Origin of the sequence: Corynebacterium jamesii (genome assembly GCF_046097395.1) — a bacterium.
GTDB lineage: Bacteria > Actinomycetota > Actinomycetes > Mycobacteriales > Mycobacteriaceae > Corynebacterium.
In genome coordinates this window covers 1581349-1604539 of record NZ_CP175789.1, presented here as the reverse complement: position 1 = coordinate 1604539, position 23191 = coordinate 1581349, and the positions used below count along the sequence as shown (strand labels likewise).

Genomic DNA, 23191 nt, shown 5'->3' with positions numbered 1-23191 from the left:
CGCATGATTACGGTCAGTTCTCTTACCAAAGCCTATAAAGGCACTACGGTAGTCAATGATTTGAACTTTGAGGTCACTCCCGGAATAGTCACCGGGTTCTTGGGACCCAATGGTGCCGGTAAGTCCACCACTATGCGGATGATCGTTGGGTTGGATGAGCCGACGCAGGGCACTGCCCGTATCGATGGCAAGCCGTATGCCGATTACAAGCGTCCGCTGGAAAAGGTGGGCACGCTGCTGGATGCCAAGTGGGTGCACCCCAACCGCAGCGCGGCCGCGCACTTGCGCTGGGTGGCGGCTGCCAATGGCATGTCGAAAAAGCGTGTGGATGAGGTTCTGGGCATCGTGGGGCTCAGCGACGTAGCAGGCCGTAAGGCTGGCAAGTTTTCGCTGGGCATGGGGCAGCGACTGGGCCTGGCCTGTGCGCTGCTGGGCGACCCAGAGGTGCTGATTCTGGACGAGCCCGTCAATGGCCTGGATCCGGAGGGTATCCGCTGGGTTCGTGACTTCGTCCGCGCTCTCGCCCGGGAGGGGCGCACGGTGCTTATCAGCTCGCACCTGCTGAGCGAAATGGCGCAGACCGCCGACCACCTGATCGTGATCGGTAAGGGCCGCCTGGTGGCCAACCAGAGCACTCACGAGTTCATCAAGTCCACCTCCGAGGTCTCCACCGTCGTGCGCACCGACCATATCTCGGAGCTGAAGGCGGCGCTGACCGAGGAGTTGGTGCCTTTCCGCGAGGATAAGGATCTGGACGGCCGCCCGACCATCACCATTCCGCAGCAGGAAAGCGATTGGATCGGTGCCCTGGCCTACAGCTACGGTCTGCGTCTGCGGGAACTGTCCGAGAAGCGTCCGAGCCTGGAGGATGCATACCTGCGCATGACCCAGGAGCATGTGGAGTACCACGCCAACATGGAGGGGGGCCAGCCCGACAAGGCAGGCACGCGCGAGGCCGCCGACAAGCAGGAGGCTGAGGCGCGCACCCGGCGAAGCGCAAAGGCTCAGCAGCGCAGGCAGGCCATCCCCAGCGCGACGTCTGCGGGCGCTGGTGCCGAGGGTGGGCGTCCAAAAGAAAACAGTGAGGCAACCGGCCAGGCCGTGCGCCTGCAGAAGGAAGGGGACAAGTAATGGTGAACCTGATCCAGTCGGAGCTGATTAAGCTCCGCAGCACCAAGGCCCTGTGGTGGACCTCCGGGCTGATCCTGTTCTTCTCGATCGGCTTCGCGCTGCTTAACGGTGGCATGACTGGCTCGCTTCTCAATAGCGACGAGGCGAAGAAGGATCCCGAACTGTACATGGCCGTCGCCTCGGGCATCGGTTCCGACATGGGACTCAGCGGATTCCTTTCCTTCGGCATGATGATCGTTATGATCCAGGCCGTCATGCTGGTGACCACCGAGTACGGCGCGAACACCAGCAAGACCACGCTGTTGGCCACCCCAACGCGCTGGCAGGTGCCGATTGCGAAGTTCATCGTGTACGGCGTGATCGCCTCAATCCTGGCCTTCGTCTCCAACGTCCTGGGCACGATCGTCGCCCGCTGGTCGCTCGGCTGGAACCTGGAGGACCAGGAGCTGCTGAACAAGGCTGGCCTCGGCGCGGATGGTCTGTGGGATCAGATCTGGCGCATCGAGGTTTACCTGCTGCTGACGATTGCCGCAGCCATTGGCGTGGGTTACCTGGTGCGCAACACCGCCGGTGGCATTGCCATCATGCTGCTGTGGAACCTGGTTATCGAAGGCACGCTGGTGCAGCTGGTGCCGAAGGTTCGCGACTGGCTGCCGCCGTACATGCCGTTCACTAACGCCGATGCGTTCACCGGCATGCGCGACCTGGAGGATGCGCCGTGGGGCCAGACCGGCTCGATCCTGTACTTCGGCGCCTGGTGTGTGGTGCTTTTTGTCGTCGGAGTGGTGATGCTGAAGAAACGCGATGCTTAGCAACGCCCCCTCTGCCCCCACCGGCCCAGAGATGCCAGGTGGGGGCTTTTGCGTATCCGCTAGTCCAGGTTTCGCTGCAGGTCGTCGACCAGCGACTCGGCGGCCAGCGAGAGGTTACGCAGGGCAGGCACACCGCGGCGCAGCTTGGCGATATCGCGTGCATCCATCCGGTCGGTGGCCTGGGTAATGATCAGCGCCCACTCGTCGGTGATGGAGTTCATCATGTCCACGCCCTCGTCCGTGAGGTAAAGATTCTGGGCGCGCTTGTCCTCTGGGTTGGCTTGGCGGCGGATCAGGCCCGCGTTGATAAGGCGACGCACGGTGGCCGATACGTTGGAGGCGCGGAGGAAGCGCAAGCGTGCGACGTCCGAGACTCCACAGCCCGGGTGCTGGGAGATGAACTGCAGCACCTCGATCTCTGACTGGGAGATCTCTAGGGACTGGTTGGGGCGCTCCATGAGGCGGCGGGTGGCAGAAAGAAAGTCGTACACTGCGGTGGCGATCTCTGCGACGTCGATCTCCGGCAGAATCTCGGGTGCCTTACGGCCGCGTACCTGGGGGTTGGAAGGTGTCTGCTGCAGCTTCTGGGGGAACGAGGTCATCGGGCGATACTTTCTTTTCGCGTGCATATGTTTGTAACTAGTGAATCACCCTATCCGACTGTAAAAGTACTATTGCACTAATCGGCGATAATGAACGCGCGGCGGCAGCTGCGACCGCAATCATGGCGGTAGTTACTGCAGCGCGCTGGTCAGCCGGGCGACGTTGTCCACGTACTGCTTGTGCAGGGGGCGGGTACTCCACTGTTCCTCGGTCAGCAGCGCGGAGCGTTCCTTGTAGTCATCTGTCAGCGCCCGCAGAGCATTCAATAGTTCGCCCTCGCCGACCATCATCGAAATCTCGTAGTTTAGGCCGAAGCTGCGCATATCCATGTTGGAGCTGCCCATCACAGCCACCTCTCCATCGGCGACGGCGAACTTAGAGTGCAGCACCTTCGGGTAGGGGTACAGGTACATGTGCACTCCGGCCTTCAACAGCTCCGAGTAGTAGGAGGCCTGTGCGTGGCCCACCAGTGCTTGATCGGACTTCTCGGAGACGTACAGCTCCACCCGCACGCCGCGGTAGCAGGCGGTGGTGACGGCCTCCATGAGGGATTCGTCGGGGATGAAGTACGGGCTGATGAGCTTCAGCGTGTGCTTCGCGTGGTGCGCCATGGAGGTAAAAAGGCGCAGGTTTGGCTCGGTGGTAAACCCCGGGCCGGAGGGAATGATCTGCATCAGGTCCATGCCCGTATCCTCATCGTGGGTGTCCAGCCACTGTTTGGCGTCCGTGGGGTTGATGAGGTCCAGTTCTTCGCTGGTTTCGGTGTACCAGTCCACGGCAAACACAGAGTTGATCGTGGTGACGATCGGCCCGGTCAGCTCCGCCATCACGTCTACCCACTCGCGGCCGATCTTATGGTTTTTTGGCTTCTGGTACGGCGCCTCGATCATATTCTGCGAGCCCATGAAGGCCACCCGGCCGTCCACAACCACCAACTTGCGGTGGTTGCGCAGGTCGGGGCGACGGAAGCGCCACTTGAAGGGCTGCAGGGGCAACATGACCTGCCAGTCCACGCCCATGGCCTGTAGTTTCTTGCCCAGCTTCTTGTTGCCCTTGTACTTGTGGGCACCAATGTGGTCCCACAGCACGCGCACCTTCACACCACGCTGCGCCGCCCGGCCTAAAGCCTCGAAGAAAGGCTCGGTCGTATCGTCCCAGGCCATAATGTAGATCTCGACGTTCACATAGTCGTTTGCCTGGTCGATCGCGCGGCACATGGCCGCTATCGATTCCGTGTAGTCCGAGTGCAGCGCCCGCATCGTCCCGTCCACGGCGGGCAGTGCGGTGAGCTCGCGGTTGAGGCGCACTAGGGAGCGCAGTTCGTCGCCAAGTTCGGTGCCTTCCGGTACGTCCGGTTCGTTGGAACTCATCGTGCGGATCAGCTCGTTGGCCTGGTTCTGGATGCGGTGGCGCCGTCGGTTGATCGCCGGCGATCCCATCAGCAGGAACAGGAAGATGCCCAGGAAGGGAATCAAGAAAATGGCGAGCAGCCAGGCCATGGCGGAGGTGGGGCGTCGTTCCTTAGGAACCCAGCCCAGGGCAAAGATCTTTAGTGCGTAGTCCGCAACGACAAGCGTGATCTGCCACCACTGCAAATCGTCCGTGAACTCGCTAAACAGGCCGAAAAGGTCGGGGAAGGGCATGGCTTAGACCTCGCCATCTACGGTGTAGTCCACGATCACCGGCGCATGGTCAGAAGCGCCGGTGCCCTTGCGCTCATCGCGATCCACCCGTGCGGCCTTCGGGGTGATCCCGCGTGCATACTGCAGGTCGATGCGCATGCCCTCGCCCTTTTGGAAGCGCATAGCCTGGTAGTCCCAATAGGTGTACTCGTCGGCGATCAGGTCCGTCGCGGCGCTAAGCCCCGCGCCTTCCAGTGCGCGCAGCCGGGCACGCTCGTTGGGGGTTACGTGCGTACGGCCGTCGAAGTAGCTGCGGTCCCATACGTCCTCGTCGCGCGGGGCGATGTTGTAGTCGCCGACCAGGCACAGCTTCTCGCTGCTCTTTCTTGTAGACGCCCCCGCGCCCGAATTCGCCGCGTACTCCGCAAGGGCGTCGAGCCACCGCAGCTTGTACGAGTAGTGCGGGTCCGCAATCTCGCGGCCGTTGGGAACGTACAGGCTCCAGACCTCTACGCCGCCACAGGTTGCGCCGATCGCGCGTGCTTCCAGGGTTTGCTCGGCCTGAAGATTCTTGTCGAATCCGGGCTGGCCGAAGTCTGTGTGCACCTCTTCCAGGCCCACCCGCGACAAAATGGCCACGCCGTTGAAGCTGTGCAGCCCGAAGTGGGCTTGCTCGTAGCCCGTATCAGTAAAGTCGGGGAACTGCTTGTCGGTGCACTTGGTTTCCTGCAGGCACAGCACGTCTACGTCGCTGCGTTGCAGGAACTCGCGCACCCGCTCCTCGCGGGTGCGTACGGAGTTGATGTTCCAGGTGGCGATGCGCATGGTTAAGCATTCTAGCGCGTGCGTTTCAGTGAGTGCGCAGACTACGGCTGCGGTGGTGTTCGCTGAACCCCAGCTTGTGGTACAGCGCCTTTCCCGCGGTGTTGGAGTCGATGACGTCCAGGTAGGCGCGGTCGGCGCCGTTGTCCGCACCCCAGTCCAGAAGGTACTGACACAACAGGGTTCCCAGGCCCCGACGGCGATAGTTGGGGGCGACCGCCACGGCAGAGTAGCCCAGCCAGCCGTTGGTAATAGTGGCGCGGGTGATGGCCGCGAGCTGGCCGTCGACGGTGAGGCGTGCGAAGCCCAGTTGGCCGTCGATGCGGTGGCTCAGCAGGTCCAGAGCCTTCGTTGGCAGGGGCTGGCCGCGGAACTTGTACATGGAGAACCAGCTGGCATCGGGGGCGCCGTCTACTGCCAGCTCCACCCGCGCGCCAGATAGCGAAGGTGCTTGCACGTGCGCCGGCGGGGCAGTTAGCGAGGAGGCAGGCGCGTCGTCGGACCTTCCGCTGAGCTCCTTGCTCATCACGACGATCTCCGGGCCGCGTTCGCCGGGGAGGTGCTCGGCAGGCCGACCGATACGGTCGGGGATCATCAACTGGCAGGGTAGGCCGTGAGAGCGGTAGAACTCCTCCAGCTGTGCCAGCGGCACCTCCTGCAGCCCGGCGCTGGGGCCGATGGGTACGGCGGAGTTGCTGCGTTCCGTGATGCCATCGCCCGCGCGTGCTAGCCAGCCGCCGATCATCTGGTTATCGATGCCGGGGAAGGCTGCGGCCTTGGCTGTCTCCAGCGCGCGGATGTCGCTGTTGCGCACGGGCTTGGCGCTGAGGGTTTTTAGCACCACCACGTCCTCGTCGGCGATCACCACGTCGCCCACCTGCAGCGGGTGCACGCTGCGTAGCACGCCGATCGTGTCGGTGACGGTGGGCGCCCCACCACTGCTGTTGGTGGCTCCTTTTTGGGTGGTATCTGCCGTGCGATAGCGCACCACCACGCGGGTGCCGGGGCGGATGCTGACGGGGTCGGTTCGGCGGCTGATGGGGAACCAGAGGCCTTCTACGTGCCGCGCACCGGCGTGGGCGGCGGAGAAGCTCGTGTCTTTACTCATGCCCGAACGGATCCTCGTCCACGCCGGGGGTCCAGGTGTTGCCCGCGTGGTCCCACCCCTCGGCCTTGATGGCCTTTTTGGACTTGCGCTTCCAGCGGCCGATCAACGTATCAGTGTAGAGGTATCCGTCCAGGTGGCCGACCTCGTGCTGCAGGCAGCGGGCGAAGAAGCCGGTGCCTTCGACGGTGACTTCCTTACCGTTTTCGTCCAGGCCGGTCACCCGCGCCCAATCGGCACGACCGGTGGGGAAGGAGTAGCCGGGGACGGACAGGCAGCCTTCCTCGTCGTCCTCTTCGTCGGGCATGGTCTCGGGGATCTCGCTGGTTTCCAAAACCGGGTTGATCACGCAGCCGCGGCGCATCTCGCCCAGTTCGGTATCGGGGCAGTCGTAGACGAAGAATCTCTTACTTACGCCCACCTGGTTGGCGGCCAGTCCCACTCCATTGGCAGCGGACAGGGTTTCGTACATATCCGCAATCAGGGTGGCGAGGTCACCGATCTCGCTGGGATCCACCTTGGCGGTGGGGTTGTGCAGGACAGGGTCGCCACAGATGACGATAGGCATGATGGTCATACCCCACAGTCTAGAATCTAGTTCCATGTTGTCAGACCGAGAGATCGCCATTTTGGAGTTCGAGCGCCGCTGGTGGCTGGACACCAGCGCCAAGAACGAGCGCATACGCGGCGAGTTTGGGGTGGATCCGGTGCGTTACTTCCAACAACTCAACCGGCTGATTGAGCGGCCGGAGGCGCTGGATTTCGACCCCGTGTTGGTGCGGACGCTGCTGCGCCGTCGCGACGAAGAGTGATCCCAGGAATGGGACGGAAGAATAACGCAGAGCGCGTGTCAGGTTTGTTGCTGATGTTGCGGAAGTTAAAATCTGGGGCGTGACTGAAACGAATCGACCACGCCACGCACTTGACGACGATACGGATAACGAGAACATCGGCCTCCCGCTCCGCGGCCTGGCCATGATCCTCATCGCCGTAGCCGTATTGCTGATCGGCTGGGGCGTATTCTCCCTGACCAGCAAAGATTCCGACGAATCCCCGCAGGCCGCTCAGACTCAGCAAGGGCAACAGGCCGGGCAGGATAAGCAGGGTCAGCAGACCTCCGCCCCAGAGGGTGACGGTGCCCCGCACCCGGGCGCGGACGACTCTACGCAGCCGCAGCCGGAAGGTGAGGGCGAAAACCGCGAGGAAGACCGGGAAGGTACTCGCGAGAATGCGAACGCCGACAACCAGCGCGACGGTGCGGCCGCTGGGGTGGAAGGCGGCGTCTCCAAGGAAGAAACCTACGTGGCCGTCCTCAACAACAGCCCCATCGCAGGGCTCGCCGGCGATGTGGCCAACAAGATGCGTGACCAGCAGTGGAACAAGACTGGTGTGGGTAACCTGCCGGACGAATCGGGCGTGTTCCCGAATTCTGTGGTGCTCTACCCGAAGGGAAATGACGCCGAGCGAAAGTTGGCCGAGCAGCTTGCCCGCGACCTGGGGATCGAAGCTCGTGAACGCGATGAAGCGACCGACCGCACCCTCGAGGGTGTAGAGATGCTGGAGGGGGAGCGCCCCGCGGGTGTTGTGGTTGTGACAACAAACGACATGCCCCGCTAAAGTAAAGGCGTTCTTTTAACTTCTGTCTAGATTCTTCAAAGGGGCCAAGATGGACTTCCCGGGTTCCGCACCTTCCGTCGGTATCGAGTGGGAAGTTGCCCTCGTTGACCCCGAGACCCGCGACCTGGTTCCCCGCGCCGCCGAATTGCTGGCGCGCATGGACGAAGTGCACCCGGGGCACAAGGTCGTCCGCGAGTTCCTGGCGAACACTGTGGAGATGGTCTCCAGCGTGCATGGAACGATCCCGGAGGCCGTCGCGGATCTGCGCGGCCAGGCTAAGCAGTTGATGGAATGCGCGGACGACATCGGCGTGAACCTGTTCTCGGCGGGCACGCACCCGTTCGCTCACTGGGGGGACCAGAAGCTCAGCGAGAAGAGCAGCTACCAGGAGATCATCCAGCGCACCCAGTACTGGGGTCGCCAGATGCTGATCTGGGGTATCCACGTGCATGTCGGTGTGGGCTCAAAAGAGAAGGTGTGGCCGATCATCAACGCGTTGATGACGCACTATCCGCACATCTTGGCCATGTCCGCCAGCTCCCCCGCGTGGGAAGGCTTGGATACCGGCTATTCCTCCAACCGCACCCTGTTGTACCAGCAGCTGCCGACCGCGGGGATGCCCTACCAATTCGAAAGTTGGGAGCAGTGGGAGGAGTTCAACCGGGACCAGGATCGTTCCGGCGTGATCAATCACACCGGCTCCATGCACTTCGACGTGCGCCCCACCAAGTACGGCACGGTGGAGACCCGATTTGCAGACGCCACGATGGAGCTGTGGGAACTCGCTGCCATCGCTGCCTACACCCACTGCCTGGTGGTGTACTTCGAGCGCTGCCTGGATGCCGGCCATGAGCTGCCGAGCTTGCAGCCCTGGCACGTCGCGGAGAACAAGTGGCGTGCCGCGCGCTATGGCCTGGACGCGCTGATCATCACAGATCGGGAGACCAATGAGGCATTGGTTACCGACGAACTGGATGCCTGGGTGGACAGGCTCGCCCCGCTATCTAAGGAGCTGGGTTGCGCGGCAGAACTGCAGGACGTGCGCAAGCTGATCGCCCGTGGTGGGGATTACGCGCTGCAGCGCGCCGCGGCTCGCGACCACGGCGCGGCACCGGAGCCGGGTACGCGCACGCGCGGCGACGATGGGGTAGAGGGTGGCTTCACGCAGCCGGAGGCGTGGATCGCCGCGGTCGACCTGACGGTCGACTCGCTGCGAACGTCGCTGTAGTTACGTGACAGTTGCGTGGCCTAGCTACCATTACGCGGCTGAGCTTAGAGGTGTAGAGCCTAGAGGCGGGCAGCCGCGCTAGAAGTGCAGGCGGGCGGCCGCGTTGCACAGGGCGTTGGCGATGGAGGTATCGCGATCCGCGCCGAAACCAACCGCCCACACGCGCTTGGACTTATGTACCGCGTAAATGAAGGTCACGGTGGCCTCAAAGATGTCGTACTGGTGGAACTCCGCGATCTCCACGCGGAAGCCGTGGTCGGCCAGGGTTTCCGTCATTGCCGAAGAAGCACCCATTGCGGTGATCTCCACGCGGGTGGCCTGCCCATCGGTGCGCAGGCCGCTGACCTGCATGTCGAAGTCGTGGCGCCCCAGCGAGCGGCGGGTGGCCTTCAGATAGTCCACGCGAATCGTGCCGGGCGCGTAGGTGCGGATGAACTTCTTCCACTCCATCCCGCGGGCCTCTTGGCGCATGCCTACCGGCAAGCGCTGGCCGAAGCGAGCCCGGAACGGATCCTCGGCGAAGGTGCGGGTGCGCTTGCGACGCTTCTCGATGCGGGTGTGCACCGGTTCGCTGTACGTCTTCGCGGTGGAGCGGCGACCACTGGGTAGCGGGGTATATACCGGCGCGTCTAGATCCATGTCCTGGTCCGGGCTTGCAAAGCGGATCAAGGTCGTGGTGTTCGTAGAGGAGTTGTTCATGATGACTCGAATTTCTGGAACAAAATCTAATTTACTGCCGGTCCCCGTGGTGTGGGCACCTATATGAAGTGCTGTTAATTAAATAATGTAATCCGTCTCACTCTGAGATTCAAACTGTTGCCCAGTTCTCACTTGGTGAGATTTTGGGCGCCTAGCTGTGCGCTTCTGCGGTGCGCAGGAGGAACAATAGTTCCGCCGTCGCGATGGCCTCGATCTCGCCCGGGTCCACCGACTCATCCGCCGAGTGGATGGCGCACTTCGGCTCTTCAATGCCGTAGAGTGCGAGCTCGGCCTGCGGGTACGCTCCCAGCAGCTTGTTGGTCAGCGGAATCGACCCGCCCGAGGCGACCTCCATCGTCTCCTTGCCGTACACCTCGCTCAGCGCCTCGCCGAGCAGCTGCAGCGCGGACCCGGAGGTATCCGCCTGGAATGCCTCAGCCAACGAGCCACGCTCGATCTCCACCTGGGCGTTGATCTTTTGGCTCTCCAGGTGCTGGACCAGTAAGTCTTGGCACTCCTGTGGCTCGCGCCCCGGCGGAACGCGCAGGCTCACCACGGCCGCGGCCGTCGCGGGTACGGAGTTCACTGCATCTGCCACCGACAGCGAATCCAGGCCGGTGATCGTGATCGACGGATTCATCACCGTCAGGTCGTTCGGCTGCCACTCGTCGGCGCCGTACAGCTCCACGCCGTCGGTTACCCCGGCGTTGTCGCGGAATGCCTGTTCTGTGGGGCCGACGCCACCCCAGCGCTCCCTCGGCTCCAATCCCGGAACCGCCACCAGGCCATCCTTGTCGTGGAGGGTGGACAGTAACCTCACCAGCTCCACGAGTGCGTCTGGTGCGGAGCCACCGAACTGGCCGGAGTGCATCGGCTGCGCCAACGTGCGGGTGCGTACCGTGACTGGGGCGGAACCGCGCAGTGCGGTGCACAGGCTCGGCTCGCCCAACGCGTCGTTGCCGGAATCGGCAATCAGGAAGGTATCGGCGGCGAAGAGCTCCGGCTTCTCGGCCAGAAGGTCCTCCAAGCCGTAGCCCCCGCGCTCCTCCGAGCCTTCGACAACGATCCGGATGCCGAGGTTTTTGGCGGCGGGGAAGTGGGCGTCCGAAAGAATGGAAAGAGCGCGCAACACCGCAATGTGCATAGCGACGTGGCCTTTGCAGTCGGCGGTGCCGCGACCGTACCAGCGGCCGTCGCGCTCGGTGAGGGTCCACGGGTCGGAGGTCCATGCGTCGACGTCACCGGCGGGCTGCACGTCGAAGTGGGAGTACAGCAGGATGGTGGGGTAGCCCTCGGCGGGCTCGCGCAGGCCGATGACAGAGGTGGAACCATCGGTGGTGACGTGGCCGGTGACCGGGATGCCCACGGTGGTGAATGCGTCGATGACCCACTGTGCGGCGGCAGCGTTGGCCTCTTCTAGGCCCGGGGTGGAGTGGACCGATTCGAAGGAAACGAGGGTGCTGAGGTCTTCCTTCAGCTGCGGCATTTGCTCCGCGATGGCGGCGCGGGCGAGGTCTAGCTGGGAAGTGCGGGATTCACTGTTGGTTTCACGGTTGTTATCGCTCATAAAAAACTACTGTAGCGACCATTGCCGACAGTGCCTCGCCCGACGGTGCCCCGTAGCCCGCCGTGCAGACCTGTAGTTCCTTGCAGACGGCGGGGGAGAGTGCTAAAAACGGGGTTAGCACTTGAACTAAGGGAGTGCCAGAAAATAACCGTCAGATGAAGTGAGGGTGAATGTCGCGACATTCGTTCACCCGTGCCGTCGCGGGCGCTTGATCTGAGCCGTATGTGTCGCCAACTCTAACGGAGGATCGAAAAGCCTCATGGCTAAGATGATTGCATTCGACGAAGAAGCACGCCGCGGACTGGAAAAGGGGCTAAACACCCTGGCAGACGCGGTCAAGGTAACCCTCGGACCGAAGGGGCGCAACGTTGTCCTGGAGCGTAAGTGGGGCGCCCCGACGATCACCAACGATGGTGTGACGATCGCTCGCGAAATCGAGCTGGAAGACCCCTACGAGAAGATCGGTGCAGAGCTGGTCAAGGAAGTTGCCAAGAAGACCGACGACGTCGCTGGCGACGGCACCACCACCGCTACTGTCTTGGCACAGTCCCTGGTTCGCGAGGGTCTGCGCAACGTTGCCGCTGGCTCCAACCCGATGGGTATCAAGCGCGGCATCCAGGCTGGCGTGGAGAAGGTCACGGCAGAGCTGCTGGGGCACGCTAAGGAGATCGAGACCCAGGAGCAGATCGCCGCTACCGCCGGCATCTCTGCCGCTGACGAGAAGATCGGTGAGCTGATCGCCGAGGCTATGTACAAGGTCGGCGACGGTCAGCTGAATAAGGACGGTGTGATCACCGTCGAGGAGTCCAACGCCTTTGGCGTGAACCTCGAGGTCACCGAAGGTATGCGCTTCGACAAGGGCTACATCTCCGGTTACTTCGCCACCGACGTGGAGCGTGGCGAGGCTGTGCTGGAGGACCCGTACATCCTGCTGGTCAGCTCCAAGATCTCGAACGTGAAGGACCTGCTGCCGCTGCTGGAGAAGGTCATGCAGTCCGGCAAGCCGCTGCTGATCGTTGCCGAGGACATCGAGGGCGAGGCGCTGTCCACCCTGGTTGTGAACAAGATCCGCGGCACCTTCAAGTCCGTCGCCGTGAAGGCACCGGGCTTCGGCGACCGTCGCAAGGCGCAGCTGCAGGACATCGCGATCCTGACCGGCGGCCAGGTCATCGCCGAGGAGGTCGGCCTGTCCCTGGAGACCGCTGACCTGCCGATGCTGGGTACCGCCCGCAAGGTTGTTGTGACTAAGGATGACACGACGATCGTCGACGGTGCGGGTTCCCCGGAGCAGCTGGCTGGACGTATCAAGCAGATTCGCCAGGAGATCGAGAACGCGGACTCCGACTACGATGCAGAAAAGCTGCAGGAGCGCCTGGCTAAGCTGTCCGGCGGTGTTGCAGTACTGCAGGTCGGCGCTGCTACCGAGGTGGAGCTGAAGGAGCGCAAGCACCGCATCGAGGATGCCGTGCGTAACGCGAAGGCAGCTGCAGAAGAAGGCATCGTTGCTGGCGGCGGCGCAGCTCTGCTGCAGACCGCCAGCGTGCTGGACGACAACCTGGGTCTGGAAGGCGACGAAGCAACCGGTGTGCAGATCGTGCGCGCCGCCCTGGCTTCCCCGCTGAAGCAGATCGCCCACAATGCTGGTCTGGAGCCCGGCGTGGTCGTTGACAAGGTCGCCAACCTCCCGGTTGGCGAGGGCCTGAACGCCGCTACCGGTGAGTATGTGGATCTGCTGGGTGCTGGCATCTCTGACCCGGTGAAGGTGACCCGTTCCGCGCTGCAGAACGCTGCCTCCATTGCCGCTTTGTTCCTGACGACTGAGGCTGTAGTCGCGGATAAGCCGGAGCCGGAGGCACCGGCTATGCCGGGTGCTGACGAGATGGGCGGTATGGGCGGCTTCTAAGCCCTTAAAGAGCCTCTGGGAGTTTCCACTTACTCTCAGTAATGCTTAAAAAGATAGTAATTTGCCTAGATTTAACCTAGGTAGACAGGCTGTAAAAACAACCCCTGAGCTGGAACTTTATCGAAACGTTACCCCCCTAGTGGGGGATATGTTGGAAAAAGGTTCCTCTCAGGGGTTGTGTTGTTTTATAGATCCGCTACTGTGTTCCACAGACGGCCTAAAGGGGGCGTCACTACCATGAAATATTTTGGGCCCAGGGAACCTGGCGCCCCCGATCTCTTAAGAGGAGAACACAATGATCGATCAGATTACCGGCATCTTCGGCCAGCTGGCTGACTTCCTGGGCGGCTTCGGCAACATCTTCAAGGGCCTGAAGAGCGTCATCGAGACCATCGTTGCGTGGACGAAGTAAGTTCCGCTTCTAGCGATTGTTAAAACCCCGGCTTCGGTCGGGGTTTTTTCATGCTCTTCCTAGGCGCCCTGTGGCACCACGCCAAAAGCACTAGGATAGAAAGTGCTGTTTTAAGTTTTAGAATCTTCAGGCGAAGGAGAACCCAGGCACATGGCCGAAGAAGAATTCCACATGGTTGATCTTGCCGCTACCGAGGGCTACTTGGTGGACGACTCGGACGAAGACGATCCGGTACTGATCACCCCCGACGGCCACCGCGTTGATACTTGGCGCGACCAGTACCCCTACGACGAGCGCATGAGTCGCGATGAATACGAGACTACCAAGCGCGCCCTGCAGATCGAGCTGCTGAAGTTCCAGAACTGGACCAAGGATACTGGCCAGAAGCACATCATCATTTTCGAGGGTCGCGACGCTGCCGGTAAGGGTGGCACCATCAAGCGGTTCAACGAGCACCTGAACCCCCGTGGCGCCCGCACCGTCGCCCTGGAGAAGCCCTCCGAGCGCGAGTCCACCTCCTGGTACTTCCAGCGCTACGTTCAGCACTTCCCGTGCGGTGGCGAGATCGTCTTCTTTGACCGCTCCTGGTACAACCGCTCCGGCGTGGAGCGCGTGATGGGCTTCTGCACTAACGATCAGCACGCAGAGTTCCTGCGTGAGGTTCCGATGCTGGAGAACATGATCATGGGCTCGGGCATCTCCCTGACGAAGCTGTGGTTCTCCGTTACCCAGAAGGAACAGCGCACTCGCTTCGCCATTCGCCAGGTAGACCCGGTTCGCCAGTGGAAGCTCTCTCCGATGGACCTGGCCTCCCTGGATAAGTGGGACGACTACACCCGCGCCAAGGAAGAGCAGTTCCGTTACACGGACACCAACGAGTCCCCGTGGATCACCATTAAGTCCAACGACAAGAAGCGCGCCCGCATCAACGCGATGCGCTACGTTCTGTCGAAGTTCGAGTACGCCGACAAGGACCACGAGATCGTTGGCCAGCCGGACCCGAAGATCGTCAAGCGCGGTCGCGATCAGATCGGCGACTAGTCGACGATTTCGATGGGGTTGCCCTGCCACCTCGTGGCGGCGGGCACGTGGTCGCCGCGCATAACTAGAGACGCCGGGCCGACCGTCGCCGCCTTCTCGATCGCTGCGGCAGGCAGAGCCACGCTGTGCGGTCCCATCGTCGCACCGTCACCCAGGGTGACGGTATCCAGGCTCATCACGCGATCCTGGAAGAGGTGCGTTTGTACTACGCAGCCTGGGCCCACGCTCGCGCCTCGGCCGATGGAGACCAGGTCTGCCTCTGGCAGCCAGTAGGAATCCAGCCAGGCACCCCGGCCGATTTTCGCACCGAGGGCGCGTAGGAACATGTTCAAGCTGCCAGTGCCCATCGTGTGCGCCAGGAACCACGGTCCAGCCACGGTCTCCACAAACTGATCCTGCAGCTCGTTCAGCCACACGAAGGCAGACCACAGCTGGTGGTCGCCAGCCTTGATGCGCTGCACGCACAGCCACTTCATCAGAACGGTCACCGCCGCGGCTACAAAGCCCGCGCCGACCAGCACCAGGCCGGAGACCGCGAAGGTCTGCCAGATGCCTTGGTTCACCAGCACCCACTGCAGAGTCAGCACCACACCCGCGGCAATCACGGCGGAGGTCATCGGCGCCAGCAGACGCAGAGTCTCCACAATGCCGCGGGCCACTTTCAGGCCGAAGCCCGGGTTATAAGTGCGGGACTCGCCGCCGGCCTCCACGGCTACGCGGCGCAGGCGCTCCGGCGGGGAACCCAGCCAGTTGCTACCGGACTTCGTCTTCTCCGGGGTAGAGGACAGCACAGCCACCAGAGAGTTCTTCTTCAGCGTGCGATCCGGGCCAGCGATACCCGAGTTGCCCAGGAAGGAGCGCTTGCCAACCTTCGTGTTGCCGGTGAGCATCCAGCCACCACCGCCGAGCTCATAGCCGCCGACCATCGTGTCATCCGCCAGGAACGCGCCCTCGCGCACCTCGGCGAAGCGTGGCACCATCACGGCGGTTGAAATCTCCGCGTCCTTGCCCACCTTTGCTCCCAGGCTGCGGAACCACAGCGGGGTCAGCTGAGCGGCGTACATCGGGAACAGCTGGGTGCGGGCGCTATCCATCAGGCGCTCAATGGCCCATACACGCCAGCCACTGAGGCTGCGCACGGCCACCACGCCCGGCTTGAGGCCTATAGATAGCACGCGAACGAAAAGCCAAGTCAGTGCGGTGTAGGTGGCAAATGCCACCAGGCCACCAACTGCGGCGATAGGAAGTGCCAGCAAGGGGGCGTCAGAAGGAACAAACCACAGCACGAACGCAGCGGCGGCAAAAAGTGCCACAAGAGGCAGCAGAGACATGACGATTGCGCTCAGCGCGTAGAGCCAGAACCACATGGGGCGGCGCGGAGCTGCCTGCTCTGGGAAGCGGTTGCGGGCCTTACCGACCTTGATGGCGGGAGAGCCAGCCCACTGCGAGCCAGCTTTCACCTTCTTGGTACCCGTGACGGCCGAACCTGGCTCGATGTGAGCGCGCGCGCCGATGCGGGCTCCCGGGAACAGAGTGGAGCGGGCGCCGACGGAGGCATCCTTGCCGATCTCGATGCGTCCGACGTGCAACACGTCGCCCTCCAGCCAGTAGCCGGAAAGGTCTACCTCCTGCTCGATGGAGCAGTGCTTGCCCAAAGTCAGCAGGCCAGTAACCGGCGGCAGAGTGTGCATCTGTGCACCCTTGCCGACCTTCGCGCCCAGCCAGCGGGCGTACGTGGTGATCCACGCGGCGCCGGAGACGTCGCGTGCGCCGGAGGAATCCGCCACGCGCTCCGCAGCCCAAATACGCAGGTGAACGGAGCCGCCGCGCCGGTAGTCGCCCTCGCCGATGCCCGCTGTAATCAAGCGGATCAGCAGCGCGGACAGCGGTAGGCGGCCCAGCGGGGTGGCAAAGACGATCACCGCTGCAATGACCACGGCCCACGGCACGTCGACGACCCACGGAAGGTCGCCCGCCCACGAGGAACCGTGGAACAGGATTGCGTTGAACACCAAGATCCACGTGACCCACTGCGCGCCAGCGAGGGTTAGCGCCGGGATCTGGATCAAAGCCTGCGCCAAGCGGGTGCTGATGCCCACCGGCTTCGCTGGCTTCACGTCCGCGGCCTGTGCGGTCGAGCCGGAACCGGCACCTCCGGTTTTTGCGCGCATGGAGTCGATGTGCTCGGCCAGCGCAGCCAGACGCGAGTGATCGTAGAGATCGCGCACGCTGACCGTCGGAACTTCTTGGCGCACGCGGCTGATCAGCGTGGCTGCCCCCAAAGAGGTGCCACCGAGGTTAAAGAAGTCCGCATCCGGGCTGGTCACGGCTGTGCCCAGTGCGTCTGCAAACAGCTCCGCCAGCCACTGCTGGGTCGGGTTGTCGAACTCTGCGGTACCGCTGGAAGGCAGTGGCCAGGGCAAGGCCTTCTTGTCTACCTTGCCGGAGGTCGTCACCGGCAGCTCATCCAGTGCGCACAGGCGCGGCACCATCGCGGCGGGCAGCGCGTCGCGCAGCTGGCCCAGAGCCTGCTGCTGGTCGAACTTGTCGGCATCGCCTTCCGTAGAGACGTAACCCACCAGCACCTTGTCTCCGCCGCCGGTGGTCTGTACCACGACGGTGGAGCTGCGCACGCCGGGGAGGGCGGATAGCGCCGCGTCTACCTCGCCGAGTTCGATTCGACGCCCACCGATCTTCACCTGGTCGTCGATACGGCCGACGAAGTACAGGCCGTCTTCCTCAAGGCGTACGTGGTCACCGGAGCGGTAGGCGCGCTCCCAACCGAGTTCCGGCATGGGTGCGAACTTCTCCGCATCCTTTTCTGGATCCAGGTAGCGGGCCAAGCCAACGCCACCGATGATCAGCTCGCCGGTCTCGCCCCAGCCCACCGGCTGGTTGCTCTCGTCGACGACCGCCAGATCCCAGCCCCGGAGGGGAGTGCCGATGGAAACTGGGCGCACTCCATCCATCGTGGTGCCACAGGCCACGACGGTGGCCTCCGTCGGCCCGTAGGTGTTCCACAGCTCGCGGGAGTCGGTGGCCAGGCGGGCGGCCAGTTCCGGCGGGCATGCCTCGCCGCCGAAGATCAGCAGGCGCACTGCGTCCAGAGCTTCGTCAGGCCAGAGGCCAGCCAGGGTAGGCACGGTGGACACAGCAGTCACGTTGCGGGAAACCAGCCAGGGCCCCAGGTCCACGCCGGAGCGCACAAGGGCACGCGGGGCGGGCACCAGGCAGGCGCCGTGGCGCCAAGCCAGCCACATTTCCTCGCAGGAAGCGTCGAAGGCGACGGACAGTCCGGCCAGCACGCGGTCGCCCGGGGCAAGGGGCTCGTCCTGCAGGAACATCTCCGCCTCGGCGTCCACGAAGGCAGCCGCGTTGCGGTGGGTTACCGCTACCCCCTTGGGCTTGCCGGTGGAGCCGGAGGTGAAGATGATCCACGCATCGGTCTCCAGGTCGGGGCCGAAAGCCTTGGGCGAGTCTGAAGGAGACTCGGCAGCAGAACCGGCCTGCAAGTTGTCGTTGATTACCCGCAGCCCGTCGGCGCCGTAGATTGCGGCCACGCCGGCCTCGCCGAAGACGAGGGATGCGCGTTCCTCGGGGTCGTCGGCGTCCACAGGTACATAAGCAGCACCGACGGCCAGGGTAGACAGGATAGCGATGTAGAGCGAGCGATCACCGCTGGGCATGCGAATGCCGATGCGGTCGCCGCGCCCGAGGCCGCGCTCGTGCAGCCACTCGGCGGTCTCGTTGATCTCTGCGAGCAATTCGGAATAGGTGATGACCCCCTTGCCGTCGTCGATGGCGGGGGCTTCTGGGCATGCCGAAGCCGTCGCACGCACAATGTCGATGAGCGTGCGAGGCTCCGGTGCCTCACTGGAACGGAGGTACCGGGAAGGGATGTGCACTGTGTGCCTAGGCCTCCTCGCTCGCGATGATGGCCTTGGCCAGCTTGCTCAAGTGCTTCAGCTGCTTGGAGGTCGAGTCATCAAGTGCCCTATCCTCTGCAGCGTGAACCAGTGGGGTCAGGCTGCTGTAGGCCTTGTTGCCCTTCTTGGTCACCGAAATGATTTGGCGACGACGATCCTTGGGGTCCTTGACCCTCTTAGCTAGGCTGCGCTTCTCCAGGGAGTCAACCAGGCGAACCATATCGGAGCGATCCACTCCGAGGATTTCGCCCAGCGTGGCCTGGCTTGCTGCATCGCCGTCGACGAGGCAGGCAAGTACCCAGAATTCGCGCAGGTTGAAGCCCTCTTCCGCGAGCGCGGTTTCCACGAAGTCGCGGGTGCGACGGCGCAGGCGCTCTAGCTGGAATGAGGGGGAAGACAACAAGTCAGCGGGTAGCGGCATAGATTCGGACATGCCACAAATATAACGCTGACTATGGGTGTTGTCTAATTGTGGGGTTGCCCCACGATGGGCAGTCCAGCGTCGCGCCACCCAGCCGTGCCGTTGGCCACGTTGATCGCGTCGATGCCGTTCTGCTCCAGCCACTGACAGGCGCGCGCGGAGCGGCCACCGGACAGGCAGATCAGGTAGATGTCCTCATTCAGATCCAGCTCGCCGTAGCGGGCCTGGAGCTCGGACAGGGGGAGGTTGGTCGCGCCCTCTGCGTGCCACTGGTTGTACTCATCCACTTCGCGGATGTCGACCAGCTGCGCGCCGGCGGGAACGTCGGTGGGCTGTACTGTTTCGAATTCACTCATGGTGCCCCATTGTAGGTAAATGTGGGCGAGCAGCCACAGACGAGGAGTTAAATGGCGTGGAGTTAAATAGATAGGCATTCCGGCGGAAGCTGCCGGCCGCCCATGAAGGAGGTTGAATTGGCGCACGCTTGCCAGTGATTTTCCTGGTGCCGCCGATACGCGAGCTTCTGATGCTGTCCCCAGGGAACCACCAGCTGATGATCGTGGGGTTGGTTGTGGGTGCGGGCGGAGCGGCGATCATTGAGATCGTGCACCAGATCGCCGCCCGGCGGCAAAGAGTTCTCTAGCAAAGAGTTCTCTAGCAAAGAGCCCTTGAACTAGCCCTGGTAGCGGTCGATGGCCTCTTGCAGAATGCGCTCGGCCTCTGCCTTGTTGCCCCAGCCGGAACCATTGACTTCCTTGCCCGGCTCCAGATCCTTGTAGTGGACGAAGAAGTGCTCGATCTCGTTCTTGGTGAACTGGTCGATGTCCTCGATGTCCTGGAACTGCTCGAAGCGAACGTCGTCCAGCACGCACAGCAGCTTGTCGTCGCCACCGGCCTCGTCTGTCATCTTGAACACGCCTACCGGGCGAGCCTTAACGATCACGCCGGGGAATACTGGCTCCGGCAGAACTACCAGCGCGTCCAACGGGTCGCCGTCCTCGCCCAGGGTGTGGTCGATGAAGCCGTAGTCTGCCGGGTATGCCATCGGGGTGAACAGGTAGCGATCCAGGTAGACCTTGCCGGACTCGTGGTCTACCTCGTACTTGTTGCGGGAGCCCTTCGGAATTTCAATAGTTACTTCGATGTTTTTACTCATGCGCACCATTCTAACCGAGTGCCTTTTTTCGGCTAGGGTGAAACGAGTGAGTAAGCAGAAGTCCCTGAAAGTGTGGCTGTGGAGCATCCTGGCCTTCGTGGTCGTGGTCGCCGCTGTAGTGGGGGCTGCCGTGGTGTGGGCGATGAATGGCCGCTACGAGGTTCAAGCTGCCGAGAGTATCGCAGAACCCAGTCCGGTTATGCATGCTCCCAAGGGGGATGTGCCGGACGTGCAAGCTGCCGTTCGACGTGCCGCGGCGGATCCGGCGCTGGGGCTGCTGTCGGCCTCCGTCACCGACGTGGAGACCGGAGAAGTGCTGTGGGCCAAGGACGAGAATCGGAAGCTCACTCCAGCCTCTTCCACCAAGCTGTACACTGCAGCCGCTGCGTTGCTGGCGTTGGACCACGACAGCCGTTGGTCCACGGATCTGATTCAGGACCCCACCGATCCGGGGCGGCTGATTCTGCGCAGCGATGGCGACGTTTCGCTTTCCCGCGACGGCGAGGGATTCTTCACCGATGCTGCCTCGATCGCCGCACTCGCCAAGAAGGCGAAGAAGCAGCTGGTTGGCCAGCCTGTTACCTCGATCGTCGTGGATAACTCGATTCGTTCTGGGGATCTTTTTAACAAGACCTGGGACCGCGCGGACATCGACGGTGGCAACGTCGCCAACTTGGATGCCGTCATGCTCGATGCCGGCCGCCTCAACCCCTATAAGTCCGATTCCGCCCGTTCCCACACCCCTGGTGAGGATGTCGGGCGCGCTGTCGCCGAGGCGCTCGGCGCGGATGCGGAGGTCACTGTTGTAGAGGAAGCGACGCCCAATCTCGGTGACTCCCGTCCCATCGCCAGTGTCCAGTCTGCGCCGCTGAAGGTGCGGTTGCGGGACATGCTGGTGCACAGCGACAACATAATGGCCGAAGCTGTCGGCCGCGAGATTGCCAGTGCCCAGGGCTCGCCGCTGACATTCGAAGGAGCCACCAGCGCCACCCTGGCTGTTTTGAAGCAGCACGGTGTGGATGTTCAGGACGCAGAGCTTTTCGATAACTCCGGCATGAGCGAGAAGAACCGCCTGACAGCCCACGAACTAGACGGCGTGCTGTCCCACAAGGAGGTGCGCCCCATGCTGGACATGCTTCCGGTCTCTAGCGTGGAAGGCACCTTGGCGACCCGCTATGGCGCTGGCTCCGGCGCGGAAGCGTCCGCCGGCTGGGTACGCGCGAAGACCGGCACCCTGTCCGGCGTGAATGCGTTGGCCGGCACCGTAATGACGGACTCCGGCCGAGCGCTGACGTTCGCTTTCCTTTCCAACGACTCCGACCCCAACTCCGCCCGCCCGGCGCTGGACCGGTTGGCGAATGCGGTGCGCACGGCCGCGTAGCCGAGCAAGAAGTTCAGCGCAGAGATGAGCGTGCAGTCGCAGATCCGGGCCTGGTTACGGGCGTTGGACAGTGGCGGAGCGGACCACAACCGTGCCGCACAGGTGCGCGCCGGCGTGGCCGTGGGGTTGTCCGGCGGAGCGGATTCGTTAGCGCTTGTCCACGGCCTGCTGCGGTGCGACGTGTCGGTACACGCTGTAGTGGTGGACCACCAGATGCAGGCAGGTTCCGCCCGCGTGGCCCAACAGGCCGCGGAGACCGCGCGCGCCCTGGGTGCGACGGCGGAGATTCGCACGGTGGCGGTGGAAGGTACGGGGGAGGGGCCTGCACGCACGGCGCGCTACCGCGCCTTGGGGGCCGCTGCCGCCGGGAGGCCATTGCTGGTGGCGCATACCGCGGATGACGATGCCGAAGGGCTACTCATCGGGTTGGTTCGCGGCTCCGGGGCGGAGGCCATCGCCGGGATGCGGTCCGTGCACGCAGACCACGCTTCGGTGGCCGCGGGCGCGGCCTGGCTCGGCCGCCCCCTGTTGGGTTGCACCCGAGCCGAGACGGAGGCGGAATGTCGCGGTGCAGACCTTTCCTGGTGGGAGGACCCGCACAATTCCAGCGATGCCTTCCTACGCAGCCGTATCCGCACGCAGGTGCTGCCGTATCTGCAGGATGCGCTGGGGGAACACATCGGTGCGAACATGGCGCGCACCGCGCGGATGCTCCGCGAAGACGTAGAGCTACTCGATGAGCTTGCAGGACGGGGGTTGGCGGTGGCGGAGAAGGGGGCGTCTATAAACTGCACCGAATTACAACAACAGCCAGCGGCGCTACGGCGCAGAATCGTTAAGCAGTGGCTGGCCGATAAAACGGGACCGCTGACGAGCGCGCACCTGCAGGCAATAGATGCGCTGGTCGTGGCATGGAAAGGGCAAGGGGGAACAGCGGTGCCGTGGCCTGCGGGCGCGCCTACAATGAGCGAGAAGCGACGCGCCCATCGCCTTGTGGTGCAGCGCCGCGACGGTTACCTGCAGCTAGCGACTGTTCCCAGGTAGTAGCTGCGCGCTAGAATGCCAGGCAGGCATTAAACGGCGAAGCGATCACTGCCACAACACTGCGAAAACAAGACGAGGAAAACGAGGTCTGCGATGCACAGCGAGAAGAACTTCAATGTCCCGGAAAATCCGTACGGCGACGATCTAGAAAGTGTCCTCATCGACGAGGAGGCGCTGCACGACCGCATTGGGGAACTGGCGAAGGCCACCGCCGACCGCTTCCGCGACGAGGAAGACGACCTCATTCTGATCTGCGTGCTGAAGGGCGCGGTGTTCTTTATTACCGACTTCGCGCGTGCGCTGGATATCCCCACGCAGCTGGAGTTCATGGCCGTGAGTTCCTACGGCAATTCCACCAGTTCGTCGGGTGTGGTGCGCATCCTCAAGGATCTGGATCGCGACATAGAAAACCGCAACGTGGTGATCGTCGAGGACATCATTGACTCTGGCCTGACACTGTCCTGGCTGATGAAGAACCTGCGCAACCGCAACCCGAAATCGCTGTCTGTCGTTACGCTATTGCGTAAGCCAGAGGCGCAGAAGGTACAGATCGACCTGGCCGAGGTTGGCTTCGACATCCCCAACGAGTTCGTTGTGGGCTATGGCCTGGATTTCGCGGAGCGTTACCGCGACCTGCCCTACGTGGGCACCTTGCACCCGCGCGTCTACCAGTAAAAGCGCTAACCAGTAAAGCGCTGTTC

The 23191-nt window shown here is 63.0% G+C and carries 23 protein-coding genes; 12 read left to right on the top strand and 11 right to left on the bottom strand.

Features of this window, described 5'->3' with window-relative positions:
* The first annotated feature begins 3 nt into the window (after positions 1 to 3).
* Complete coding sequence (locus tag ACKFRT_RS07235; protein ID WP_408924820.1) at positions 4 to 1131, top strand: ABC transporter ATP-binding protein; 1128 nt, start codon at positions 4 to 6, stop codon at positions 1129 to 1131.
* Positions 1131 to 1943, top strand: coding sequence for an ABC transporter permease subunit (locus ACKFRT_RS07230; RefSeq protein ID WP_408924819.1), 813 nt, complete (start codon positions 1131 to 1133; stop codon positions 1941 to 1943). The genes ACKFRT_RS07235 and ACKFRT_RS07230 overlap by 1 nt, the downstream gene beginning before the upstream one ends.
* Positions 1944 to 2002: 59 nt before the next feature.
* Here ACKFRT_RS07230 and ACKFRT_RS07225 read toward each other — a convergent pair whose 3' ends face one another.
* The 5 genes from ACKFRT_RS07225 to ACKFRT_RS07205 form a co-directional block, all read right to left on the bottom strand.
* Positions 2003 to 2545 carry a MarR family winged helix-turn-helix transcriptional regulator gene (locus ACKFRT_RS07225; RefSeq protein ID WP_408924818.1) on the bottom strand — a complete coding sequence of 181 codons (543 nt, stop codon included), beginning with the start codon at positions 2543 to 2545 and terminating at the stop codon, positions 2003 to 2005.
* Positions 2546 to 2677: 132 nt separating this feature from the next.
* The gene (gene cls, locus ACKFRT_RS07220; RefSeq protein ID WP_296212283.1) at positions 2678 to 4189 is read right to left on the bottom strand and encodes a cardiolipin synthase; all 1512 of its coding nucleotides are present in this window, start codon (positions 4187 to 4189) and stop codon (positions 2678 to 2680) included.
* A 3-nt stretch (positions 4190 to 4192) separates the two neighbouring features.
* Positions 4193 to 4993: an exodeoxyribonuclease III gene (locus ACKFRT_RS07215; protein WP_408924817.1), complete on the bottom strand. Its 801-nt coding sequence runs from the start codon at positions 4991 to 4993 to the stop codon at positions 4193 to 4195.
* A 25-nt stretch (positions 4994 to 5018) separates the two neighbouring features.
* Positions 5019 to 6098, bottom strand: a complete 1080-nt coding sequence (locus ACKFRT_RS07210; protein WP_408924816.1) for a GNAT family N-acetyltransferase — start codon at positions 6096 to 6098, stop codon at positions 5019 to 5021.
* Complete coding sequence (locus ACKFRT_RS07205) at positions 6091 to 6672, bottom strand: peptide deformylase (RefSeq protein ID WP_296212277.1); 582 nt, start codon at positions 6670 to 6672, stop codon at positions 6091 to 6093. Before ACKFRT_RS07205 ends, ACKFRT_RS07210 begins: the two co-directional genes overlap by 8 nt.
* Before the next feature lie 25 nt (positions 6673 to 6697).
* On the opposite strand from ACKFRT_RS07205, the gene ACKFRT_RS07200 reads away from it, so the two are divergent.
* The 3 genes from ACKFRT_RS07200 (at position 6698) to ACKFRT_RS07190 (ending at position 8940) form a co-directional block, all read left to right on the top strand.
* Positions 6698 to 6907, top strand: coding sequence for a DUF3263 domain-containing protein (locus ACKFRT_RS07200; protein ID WP_296212276.1), 210 nt, complete (start codon positions 6698 to 6700; stop codon positions 6905 to 6907).
* 79 nt (positions 6908 to 6986) lie between these two features.
* On the top strand, positions 6987 to 7712 hold the full coding sequence (locus tag ACKFRT_RS07195; RefSeq protein ID WP_408924815.1) for a LytR C-terminal domain-containing protein: 726 nt from the start codon (positions 6987 to 6989) through the stop codon (positions 7710 to 7712).
* A 49-nt stretch (positions 7713 to 7761) separates the two neighbouring features.
* Positions 7762 to 8940 carry a glutamate--cysteine ligase gene (locus ACKFRT_RS07190; protein WP_408924814.1) on the top strand — a complete coding sequence of 393 codons (1179 nt, stop codon included), beginning with the start codon at positions 7762 to 7764 and terminating at the stop codon, positions 8938 to 8940.
* Positions 8941 to 9018: 78 nt separating this feature from the next.
* On the opposite strand, the gene ACKFRT_RS07185 is transcribed toward ACKFRT_RS07190, so the two are convergent.
* Together ACKFRT_RS07185 and ACKFRT_RS07180 are read right to left on the bottom strand one after the other, a co-directional pair.
* Complete coding sequence (locus ACKFRT_RS07185) at positions 9019 to 9639, bottom strand: hypothetical protein (RefSeq protein WP_408924813.1); 621 nt, start codon at positions 9637 to 9639, stop codon at positions 9019 to 9021.
* Positions 9640 to 9790: 151 nt separating this feature from the next.
* Positions 9791 to 11206: a dipeptidase gene (locus tag ACKFRT_RS07180; protein ID WP_408924812.1), complete on the bottom strand. Its 1416-nt coding sequence runs from the start codon at positions 11204 to 11206 to the stop codon at positions 9791 to 9793.
* Between the two features lie 259 nt (positions 11207 to 11465).
* Between ACKFRT_RS07180 and groL the strand changes: the two genes are divergently transcribed.
* From groL to ppk2, 3 genes are all read left to right on the top strand, one after another.
* Positions 11466 to 13109 (top strand): chaperonin GroEL, encoded by a 1644-nt coding sequence (groL, locus tag ACKFRT_RS07175; protein WP_296212266.1) that lies wholly within the window; start codon positions 11466 to 11468, stop codon positions 13107 to 13109.
* 295 nt (positions 13110 to 13404) lie between these two features.
* A complete protein-coding gene (locus tag ACKFRT_RS07170; protein ID WP_296212264.1) occupies positions 13405 to 13521 on the top strand; it encodes a PorACj family cell wall channel-forming small protein in 117 nt (38 codons plus the stop codon).
* A 150-nt stretch (positions 13522 to 13671) separates the two neighbouring features.
* Positions 13672 to 14562, top strand: a complete 891-nt coding sequence (gene ppk2, locus ACKFRT_RS07165; protein ID WP_296212262.1) for a polyphosphate kinase 2 — start codon at positions 13672 to 13674, stop codon at positions 14560 to 14562.
* Here ppk2 and ACKFRT_RS07160 read toward each other — a convergent pair.
* The 3 genes from ACKFRT_RS07160 to ACKFRT_RS07150 are packed head-to-tail and all read right to left on the bottom strand — an operon-like array spanning position 14559 to position 19265.
* Positions 14559 to 18467, bottom strand: coding sequence for a Pls/PosA family non-ribosomal peptide synthetase (locus ACKFRT_RS07160; protein WP_408924811.1), 3909 nt, complete (start codon positions 18465 to 18467; stop codon positions 14559 to 14561). The two genes, ppk2 and ACKFRT_RS07160, sit on opposite strands and share 4 nt — an antisense overlap.
* A gap of 7 nt (positions 18468 to 18474) precedes the next feature.
* Complete coding sequence (locus ACKFRT_RS07155) at positions 18475 to 18921, bottom strand: MarR family winged helix-turn-helix transcriptional regulator (RefSeq protein ID WP_296212257.1); 447 nt, start codon at positions 18919 to 18921, stop codon at positions 18475 to 18477.
* A gap of 32 nt (positions 18922 to 18953) precedes the next feature.
* The gene (locus tag ACKFRT_RS07150; RefSeq protein WP_296212255.1) at positions 18954 to 19265 is read right to left on the bottom strand and encodes a rhodanese-like domain-containing protein; all 312 of its coding nucleotides are present in this window, start codon (positions 19263 to 19265) and stop codon (positions 18954 to 18956) included.
* Positions 19266 to 19393: 128 nt separating this feature from the next.
* On the opposite strand from ACKFRT_RS07150, the gene ACKFRT_RS07145 reads away from it, so the two are divergent.
* Positions 19394 to 19552, top strand: coding sequence for a hypothetical protein (locus ACKFRT_RS07145; RefSeq protein ID WP_408924810.1), 159 nt, complete (start codon positions 19394 to 19396; stop codon positions 19550 to 19552).
* A gap of 30 nt (positions 19553 to 19582) precedes the next feature.
* On the opposite strand, the gene ACKFRT_RS07140 is transcribed toward ACKFRT_RS07145, so the two are convergent.
* Positions 19583 to 20065, bottom strand: a complete 483-nt coding sequence (locus ACKFRT_RS07140) for an inorganic diphosphatase (protein ID WP_296212250.1) — start codon at positions 20063 to 20065, stop codon at positions 19583 to 19585.
* A 46-nt stretch (positions 20066 to 20111) separates the two neighbouring features.
* Here ACKFRT_RS07140 and dacB point away from each other — a divergent pair, with 46 nt between their 5' ends.
* The 3 genes from dacB to hpt all read left to right on the top strand — a co-directional run bounded on the left by dacB (position 20112) and on the right by hpt (position 23165).
* A complete protein-coding gene (gene dacB, locus ACKFRT_RS07135; protein ID WP_408924809.1) occupies positions 20112 to 21446 on the top strand; it encodes a D-alanyl-D-alanine carboxypeptidase/D-alanyl-D-alanine-endopeptidase in 1335 nt (444 codons plus the stop codon).
* Between the two features lie 24 nt (positions 21447 to 21470).
* Positions 21471 to 22490: a tRNA lysidine(34) synthetase TilS gene (gene tilS / locus ACKFRT_RS07130; RefSeq protein WP_408924808.1), complete on the top strand. Its 1020-nt coding sequence runs from the start codon at positions 21471 to 21473 to the stop codon at positions 22488 to 22490.
* A gap of 93 nt (positions 22491 to 22583) precedes the next feature.
* On the top strand, positions 22584 to 23165 hold the full coding sequence (gene hpt, locus ACKFRT_RS07125; RefSeq protein WP_408924807.1) for a hypoxanthine phosphoribosyltransferase: 582 nt from the start codon (positions 22584 to 22586) through the stop codon (positions 23163 to 23165).
* Positions 23166 to 23191 lie beyond the last annotated feature (26 nt).

Coding starts and splice junctions, on each gene's coding strand:
- groL (WP_296212266.1), top strand. CDS start 11,466: ATGGCTAAGATGATTGCATTCGACGAAGAAGCACGCCGCGGACTGGAA.
- ACKFRT_RS07225 (WP_408924818.1), bottom strand. CDS start 2,545: ATGACCTCGTTCCCCCAGAAGCTGCAGCAGACACCTTCCAACCCCCAG.
- hpt (WP_408924807.1), top strand. CDS start 22,584: ATGCACAGCGAGAAGAACTTCAATGTCCCGGAAAATCCGTACGGCGAC.
- ACKFRT_RS07140 (WP_296212250.1), bottom strand. CDS start 20,065: ATGAGTAAAAACATCGAAGTAACTATTGAAATTCCGAAGGGCTCCCGC.
- ACKFRT_RS07215 (WP_408924817.1), bottom strand. CDS start 4,993: ATGCGCATCGCCACCTGGAACATCAACTCCGTACGCACCCGCGAGGAG.
- ACKFRT_RS07190 (WP_408924814.1), top strand. CDS start 7,762: ATGGACTTCCCGGGTTCCGCACCTTCCGTCGGTATCGAGTGGGAAGTT.
- ACKFRT_RS07170 (WP_296212264.1), top strand. CDS start 13,405: ATGATCGATCAGATTACCGGCATCTTCGGCCAGCTGGCTGACTTCCTG.
- ACKFRT_RS07235 (WP_408924820.1), top strand. CDS start 4: ATGATTACGGTCAGTTCTCTTACCAAAGCCTATAAAGGCACTACGGTA.
- ACKFRT_RS07230 (WP_408924819.1), top strand. CDS start 1,131: ATGGTGAACCTGATCCAGTCGGAGCTGATTAAGCTCCGCAGCACCAAG.
- ppk2 (WP_296212262.1), top strand. CDS start 13,672: ATGGCCGAAGAAGAATTCCACATGGTTGATCTTGCCGCTACCGAGGGC.
- tilS (WP_408924808.1), top strand. CDS start 21,471: ATGAGCGTGCAGTCGCAGATCCGGGCCTGGTTACGGGCGTTGGACAGT.
- ACKFRT_RS07200 (WP_296212276.1), top strand. CDS start 6,698: ATGTTGTCAGACCGAGAGATCGCCATTTTGGAGTTCGAGCGCCGCTGG.
- ACKFRT_RS07210 (WP_408924816.1), bottom strand. CDS start 6,098: ATGAGTAAAGACACGAGCTTCTCCGCCGCCCACGCCGGTGCGCGGCAC.
- cls (WP_296212283.1), bottom strand. CDS start 4,189: ATGCCCTTCCCCGACCTTTTCGGCCTGTTTAGCGAGTTCACGGACGAT.
- ACKFRT_RS07185 (WP_408924813.1), bottom strand. CDS start 9,639: ATGAACAACTCCTCTACGAACACCACGACCTTGATCCGCTTTGCAAGC.
- ACKFRT_RS07180 (WP_408924812.1), bottom strand. CDS start 11,206: ATGAGCGATAACAACCGTGAAACCAACAGTGAATCCCGCACTTCCCAG.
- ACKFRT_RS07155 (WP_296212257.1), bottom strand. CDS start 18,921: ATGTCCGAATCTATGCCGCTACCCGCTGACTTGTTGTCTTCCCCCTCA.
- ACKFRT_RS07205 (WP_296212277.1), bottom strand. CDS start 6,672: ATGACCATCATGCCTATCGTCATCTGTGGCGACCCTGTCCTGCACAAC.
- ACKFRT_RS07150 (WP_296212255.1), bottom strand. CDS start 19,265: ATGAGTGAATTCGAAACAGTACAGCCCACCGACGTTCCCGCCGGCGCG.